Annotated in this window: 4 protein-coding genes; all 4 read right to left on the minus strand. The window is 45.5% G+C overall.

The window, feature by feature from the left end; translation table 11 throughout:
* Positions 1–217: 217 nt before the first annotated feature.
* Positions 218–442, minus strand: a complete 225-nt coding sequence (locus FTU46_RS16445) for a hypothetical protein (RefSeq protein WP_000743213.1) — start codon at positions 440–442, stop codon at positions 218–220.
* Positions 439–1,176: a recombinase family protein gene (locus FTU46_RS16450; protein WP_001366550.1), complete on the minus strand. Its 738-nt coding sequence runs from the start codon at positions 1,174–1,176 to the stop codon at positions 439–441. The genes FTU46_RS16445 and FTU46_RS16450 overlap by 4 nt, the downstream gene beginning before the upstream one ends.
* 148 nt (positions 1,177–1,324) lie before the next feature.
* A complete protein-coding gene (locus tag FTU46_RS16455) occupies positions 1,325–2,491 on the minus strand; it encodes a tetracycline-inactivating monooxygenase Tet(X3) (RefSeq protein ID WP_024160783.1) in 1,167 nt (388 codons plus the stop codon).
* A 189-nt stretch (positions 2,492–2,680) separates the two neighbouring features.
* Positions 2,681–3,346 (minus strand): tyrosine-type recombinase/integrase, encoded by a 666-nt coding sequence (locus FTU46_RS16460; RefSeq protein WP_015060916.1) that lies wholly within the window; start codon positions 3,344–3,346, stop codon positions 2,681–2,683.
* Positions 3,347–3,522 lie beyond the last annotated feature (176 nt).

Here is a 3,522-nt window from a genome sequence, read left to right on the forward strand (position 1 = left end):
GAGGCATGTTCCGCGTCCTTGCAATACTGTGTTTACATACAGTCTATCGCTTAGCGGAAAGTTCTTTTACCCTCAGCCGAAATGCCTGCCGTTGCTAGACATTGCCAGCCAGTGCCCGTCACTCCCACTCGATTGTAAACAAGCACACAAAACCCTTTAGTGACAACAATTTGCAAGAACTATCAGGCTCAGTGCCATGAAAAATACCATGACCAGATCATGAGGTTGAACACGGCTTGCGCCGGCAGCGTTCACGCTCCTGGTCGGCGATCTCGCCCGGCTGCAATGCTAGCTCAGCATCGGTCATGCGCTCCAGCACGTCGCGTAGGCGGATGGTGCAAGGAATGGGCGGCAGCTCGAACTCATAGCCGCCGGCGATCATTTCGGCCGCAATCTCCTCGGTGATGAAAAACGGCTCGTCGTCTTGGTTCGGCTTCTTCATGCCCTTTCCTCCTGGCGCTCATCCTGGCCGACAGCGGCCAGGGCATCGGCTTCCGTCAATGCGTCCTCCACGAACGCGCCGTGCTGCTTCGCTTCGGCCTGGCTGACCTCGGCCCATATCCGTTTCACCTGGGCCGCACTGTACCCGGCCAGCTCGGCGGTCTTGTTGATGCTGTAGCCGGACTTGCGCAGCGCGACAACTTGGGCGCGGCGCTTCGGATCAGCACGGCGGCCCTTGTACCGCCCGGCCTGGCGGGCCAACTCAATGCCTTGGCGCTGGCGTTCGCGCCTGTCCTCGTAGTCGTCGCGGGCCATCTGCAAGGCCAGGCGAAAAAGCATGATCTGCACGGCTTCCAGCACGATCTTGGCGACGCCCTGGGCCTCGGCCGCCAGGTCGGATAGATCGACCACGCCAGGGACGGCCAGGCGTGCGCCTTTGGCCTGTATCGAGGCCACCAGGCGCTCGGCCTCGGGCAAAGGTAGGCGGCTGATGCGGTCGATCTTCTCGGCAATGACCACCTCGCCGGGCTGTAGGTCGCCGATCATGCGCAGCAGCTCAGGCCGGTCGGCGCGTGCGCCGGATGCCTTCTCACGGTAGATGCCGGCGACGTAGTAGCCGGCGGCCTTCGCGGCCGTAGTGATCGCCTCTTGGCGTTCCAAGTCCTGCGCGTCGGTGCTGACGCGCAGATAGACCCGCGCCACCATCGGCGCGGCTACTGGCTTCGTCCTGCGCATACTTGCGGGCTCCTTTGGGCATACTCAAATGCACCCATCTTAAACTGGCAGCTAATGTACAAAAGTTGATAGAAGCACACAAGTTCAATTTTGCACTTCTGCCCCACTATTGCAAAACTGCTTGTTAGTAGCCGTTTTTTCTTACTGTTTATAGATTCAATAATTTTTGAAACGAAAAATTGGGACTAAACATTTCGGTTTCGTTTTCTGTCGATTCGTCCTGCGTATCTTTTGCATAAACAAACATTTGTTGTTCGTAGTTTTCGATGGCATTTTCAATACTTGTAAATTCTCCGTTTGTAAGGTTTTCAGACAATATCAAAGCATCCAATAATCCCGTATTTACACCCTGTCCTGCAAAAGGCGACATCAAATGAGCAGCATCGCCAATCATTGTTATGGGTAATGGACGGTTACTTTTCCAATCATTGTTCAAAGGAAATTTCCTTGTGGGCAAGCATTGAAATGTTGATACCGAACGTATTAATTGTTTGTAAACTTCACTCCATTTGGAAAATCTTTTCAATAAAAAATCGGCAACGCTGTTTCTGTCCTGAAAATCTAAGGGAATTTTATTTTTCCATTCATCGGGCGTTTTAAAACTAATTCCTAAATACAATGCACCATTATTATTGGGATTGGCAAACAATAAAATGCCCTGATGTCCCGCCATTAATCGGTTGCCGTTGCATAGCTGAAAAAATCCGGGACAGTTTATTTCCGGTTGAAGAATATCAGCTTGGATGTTGAAAGTACCGGTTTCTTCAACTTGCGTGTCGGTAACAAAGCTCCTTATTTTCGACATTCCACCATTGGCAAGAATAACCAAATCTGCTGTTTCACTCGGTTTATTCTCAAAAGTTAGTGTCCACTTCTTCTTACCAGGTTCAAGCATAACAAGTTTTCTATCCCAAATAACCGTGTCGTTTTCTAAACTATTCAACAAGATAGCCCTTAAGTCATTTCTGTTTATTTCAGGATTGTCAAATCGATTTTCGGGCTTTACATTTTTTGTGGATAAAATATTGCCTTTTTCATCAGCAATATTTACACCCATTGGTAAGGCTAAGTCATAATAAGTTTGTAACAATCCCGCTTTTTTCATTGCTTCCTGACCTGAACCTTTGTGTAGGTCAAGGGTTCCACCAAAAATTCTTGCCTCTCGGTCGTTGTCTCTTTCGTAAACTGAAACGTCTATGCCGTTTTGCTGTAATAATTTTGCCATAGTCAGTCCAACGGGTCCACCACCAATTATTGCAACGTTCTTATCACTAAGTAAATTCATTTGTTTGTCTGTATCTATTCGCATTGTCATTCAAAAATGGCACATAACAAGTGCCTATACGCCAAATGGCGTATATATCCACTATATCTTATTTTGCTAAACCTTTCATTATCAGTGACAAATCCGTTTTCAACCGTTTACCGTTCGTTTCTACTCTCTCAAAAGGATTTATATTCATAGTGCTTTTTGTTAAGTTTTGCTCAAATATACAAATCCTTTCTATATATCTAACAAATCCATCGGACTTTTTAATTGTTCCATTCCCTTGGTGGTAATATGTGTATAAACCTCAGTTGTTTTACTGCTTGAATGACCTAACAACGATTGAATATAACGTAAACTCGTACCATTCTCAAGCAAATGCGTTGCAAAGCTATGTCGTAAGGTATGTACAGTAACTTCCTTTTGAATCTTTGCTTTTAAAACAGCTGCTTTAAAAATGTTTTGAATACTTCGGCTTGAGTATGCGCCACCTTTTTGACCTTCAAATAAATAATCTTTTGGTTTATATTCCATAAAGTATGTTCTTAAAATAATTAATGTTTTCTCAGATAAAATGGTATAACGATCTCTTTTTCCTTTTGACTGTTCTATACGAATTTGCATGCGCTTGGAGTCAATGTCTTTTATTTTCAGGTTTATACATTCAGAAATGCGCAAACCTGCCGAATAAATAGTCATCAGAATAGCCTTGTGTTTCACGTTTTCAATAGCGCGTAGTACCCGAATGGTTTCTTCTTCACTCATCACAACAGGAAGTGTTTTTTCTTTTTTTGGTCTTTCGATGAAATATGTTTTCCGTTGTCCACCCAAAACACGTTCGTAATAAAACTTAATCGCATTGATTGCCTGGTTTTGATAAGATATTGAAACTTTTCGCTCCATAACCAAATGTCGGAGAAATGATTGTATATGTCCTTCATTCAATCGATCGACGTATAGGAAGAATAAACGCCCTTTTCACCCAAGTCCAACAGCTTTGGACCGCAGTTGACTCTTTCGACACCCCTGCGATGCAACCCAATCCGGCTGACGGGGAGCCAGCAACGCTGAAAATTTAC

The organism is Acinetobacter sp. YH12108 (assembly GCF_013419055.1).
Taxonomy (GTDB): Bacteria; Pseudomonadota; Gammaproteobacteria; order Pseudomonadales; family Moraxellaceae; genus Acinetobacter.